At 71.0% G+C, this 3,477-nt stretch carries 3 protein-coding genes and 1 pseudogene; all 4 read left to right on the forward strand.

The genetic code is table 11. The features are described 5' to 3' along the window. A pseudogene (locus WBA11_RS16245) lies at positions 1–1,266 on the forward strand (hypothetical protein); the annotation flags it as partial. 549 nt (positions 1,267–1,815) lie between these two features. After that, positions 1,816–2,004 carry a hypothetical protein gene (locus tag WBA11_RS16250; protein ID WP_424521699.1) on the forward strand — a complete coding sequence of 63 codons (189 nt, stop codon included), beginning with the start codon at positions 1,816–1,818 and terminating at the stop codon, positions 2,002–2,004. A gap of 69 nt (positions 2,005–2,073) precedes the next feature. Continuing rightward, positions 2,074–3,069: an AFG1/ZapE family ATPase gene (gene zapE / locus WBA11_RS16255; RefSeq protein ID WP_424521700.1), complete on the forward strand. Its 996-nt coding sequence runs from the start codon at positions 2,074–2,076 to the stop codon at positions 3,067–3,069. 25 nt (positions 3,070–3,094) lie between these two features. Further along, positions 3,095–3,477 (forward strand): alpha/beta fold hydrolase (locus WBA11_RS16260; protein ID WP_424521701.1); only part of this gene is annotated, 383 nt, incomplete at its 3' end.

A 3,477-nucleotide genomic window follows, 5' to 3' on the forward strand; every position in this document is an offset into this window, starting at 1 on the left:
TATCTGACGTGGTCCGGCCTCGAGGGCGATTCTTTGACCGTGATGCCGCCGCCGGGCGCCCCAACGGTAGGCCTGTTCGCCGCCAAACCTCAAACGGCCGCCATCGAGGACGGTCGGCTGCGCGTCCCGATCCCCTCCGGCACGACGCCCACCGCCCCACGCTACCGCTCGCAGTACGGCCTCGAGGGCGGGACCGCCCCGCTCCTCTACGTCGTCACGCGGGACGGACAGCCGATCGCGGGCGGACGCCTGCCCGTCGAGGTCGTGCCCCCTGCGACCGTCGACCTCGATGCGGCGCCGATGCGGTTGGTGTCCGGCGTCAACCGGATCCCGGTCGAGGTCGTGAGCTTCCAGGCCGGCCGCGACACGGTGACCGTCGGCGTGACGGTCTACCGAGGCGACCGCGCCGTCGCCTTCCAGGTCCGCGACGTGCCCGCGGGCACCGCCGTCTTCGAGATCGACCTCGAGGACGCCGCGCCCGGCGCGTACCGCGTCCAGTCGTCGGCACGGACGACGGGGTGCGGGCTGCCGTGGTTCATCGTCCAGCGGCCCGCCGCGGTCCTCCCCGACGTGGCCGTCGCGCCCGGCCTGCGCGTCGGGTTCGTCGAGAGCTACGACGGCACGACGGCCGACGCCTTGGAGGTCATGGGCGCCGACGTGGTCCGGCTCGACAGCACGGCGCTCGCAACGAGCGACTTCGGCGGCCTGCACACGGTCGTGGTCGACATCCGCGCACTCATGGACCGGTCCGACCTCGAGGCGCACCGCGACAACCTGATCGACTGGACGGAGGCCGGGGGCCACTTGGTCGTGACCTACCACAAGTCGTTCGAGTGGAACCCGATCGGCGGGATCGCGCCGTACCCGCTCTCGCTCAGCCGCGACCGCGTGACCGACGAGACGGCGCCGGTCACCGTCCTCGAGGGCGGCCACACCGTGTTTCAGTCTCCCCACGTCCTCGAGGACGCTGACTGGGACGGCTGGGTCCAAGAGCGCGGCCTCTACTTCCCACGCGACATCGACGACCGGTACCAGCGGCTCCTCGAGGTCGGCGATCCGGGCGAGGCGCCGCTGACGACGGGGCTGCTGTTCGCCGAGGTCGGCGAAGGCACCTACGTCTACTCACCTCTCGGGTGGTACCGGCAGCTCGGCGCGCTCAACGCGGGCGCGTGGCGGGCCTTCGCCAACCTGGTCTCGCTCCCGCTCACGGACGGCCGGACCGCCGGCCTCGAGGGCGACGCGTCCTCGACGAGCGGCGGCCGGTAGAGGGTCCGAGTCCACCCCGGTGTCTCTCGTAGAGCTCATCTGAGGAGGAGGTTCGTCGTCCTCGAGGGCGACGTGGCCCGCGCACGATCGTTGCGCGATTCACCGCGCGGGCCGACCTCGAGGTCGTGGAAGGCTCAACAGCTCATATCGGTACCGATACCATGTCGATATCGGAGATCAAAACGGACCGACCTGGTTTGTGAAGATGGCTTCGACCCTGGTTCGCCACGGGTTCGCCCGGGGTTCGGCGTCCCTTCTCAACAAGGGGCCGGGTCCCCCGTTGAGGAGCTTCCACACGGCGATCCGCCAGCTTCCAGTCCGATGACGCACACCTTTTCCTCTGCTCCCGTTCGGCTCAGCCGGCACTGGCAGGCGACGTGCGGCCAAACCGACTGGCGAACCCGGCTGACGCCGCTTGAACGGGGATAGGGGCCGACTGGCCTCCCCCACTTTGTCACCGCCGGACGAGAGGCGTCCGGTCCATTGCGCCACGCGGCGCATTCCACCCCGACCCGCAGCGAGCGCTGCGCGTCATCTCGTTCTAGAATCATGATCAACCTCCGCCGACCCGTAACCCGCACGTCGTTCCTCGACAGCCGCTTCCGCTTGCGCAACCGCGCGAACCGCCTCCTCGAGGCCGGCCACTCCGTCAACGACAGCCAGCTCGACCCCGTCGCGCACGTCGGCCGCCCCGGCAACGTCGACGACACGACCGAGCGCTCCGGCGACTCGGCCTAACCCGGGTATCTTCAAACCGACCGGCGTCGGCGCTCGCGCGTCGGCGCCGGTTTTGTTTTGGCCCCGCCTGTGACCGACCTCCGCCCTCCCTCCCGCTACGACGACGCTCGGCTCGAGAGCTACGTCCCTCAGAACGAGAGCCAGCGGGAGGCGCGCGGCAAGGCCTCGAATTTCGTCCGGCTCGTCAAGGTCCGAGAGGGCCGGCCCGCCTGGCTAAAGCTGTTCCAGCGCGACGACGGACTGCGCGGCGGTCTCTACCTCGTCGGCCCGGTGGGGACCGGCAAGACGCACCTGCTGGCCTCGATCTGGCACGCGCTCGAGGGCGACGGCATCGGCTGCGCCTACATCCACTCGTCGGCCCTTTTCCGCGCGACGGAGCCGCCGGACGTCTGGGCCGATCAGATCGCGCAGCGTGCCCGCGTCCTGTGCTTGGACGAGGTCGAGCTCGACGACCCCGCGGGCGAGGTCCGGCTCATCGCGGTTCTGAAAGGGCTCCGCGAGCGGGGCGTTGTGCTGGCCGCGACCTCGAACGCTGAGCCCGAGCGGTTCGTCTCGTCGCACCTGGGCCGCGACCGGCTCGAGCGGTTCATTTCCGAGGAGTTCCAAACGCAGTACCACGTCGCGTTCGTCGGCGGCGAGGACTTCCGGCAGGGGCTCGAGAAAGAGGGCCGCGCCTGGATCGGCGACCTCGAGGCCGCGCGCGACGCCATGCGGCGCGCCTTCCAAGACGCTCCCGACCCCAAGCGCTGGCTCGACTTCGACGACCTGATCCGGCTCACGACCCACGTCGAGCGGACCACGCTGACGCGCGACCTGGCGTCCTCGAGGTCGCTCTACCTCGACGGCATCGACGTGACCGACACCGACGACGCGCTCCGCCTGCTGCGCGTCGCCGACGACCTGTACGGCCTGCCGGACCCGCCGACGCTGTTCTTCACCTCCCAGTCCGCGCCGGCCGACTGGTTCGCGGCCGACGGCCGCGCCGGCCTCGAGGCCGCGATCGCGGAGAAGTTTACCCGGACCACGAGCCGGCTGACGGCGCTGGCGGAGGTGGAGCGCGTGTAGCCGCCCTCGAGGGCGCGAACCGGACGTGCGAGACGACGTTGGCCCGACCGACTCCCGCTCGCTCGCACACCCGCCGCTCATGAAACGCGCCGTCGCACTCGTCTTCGTCCTCGCCCTCTCGGGCTGCGGCGCTGTCAAAGAAGCGCTCGTCGAGGCCGGCATCGAGGACCGCCGCAGCGACGCCGGCCTCGAGGCCCGGACGGTCGAGGTCGACGGCCGTTCCGTCGCCTACCTCGAGCGGCCCGGCCCCGAGCCCGCACTCGTGCTGGTCCACGGGTTCGGCGCCTCGAAAGACACGTGGCTCGGGTTCGCGGCGGCGTACCCCGAGGGCCGGCGTCTTCTCGCACCCGACCTGGCCGGCCACGGCGGGAGCGTCCGGGACTCCTCGGTGGCCTACGACGGCGAGCG

The organism is Rubrivirga sp. (assembly GCF_049648075.1).
Classification (GTDB): domain Bacteria; phylum Bacteroidota; class Rhodothermia; order Rhodothermales; family Rubricoccaceae; genus Rubrivirga.

What these genes read in the sequence shown, in the direction of transcription:
- WBA11_RS16250 (WP_424521699.1), top strand. Translation starts at nt 1,816, where the DNA reads ATGATCAACCTCCGCCGACCCGTAACCCGCACGTCGTTCCTCGACAGC.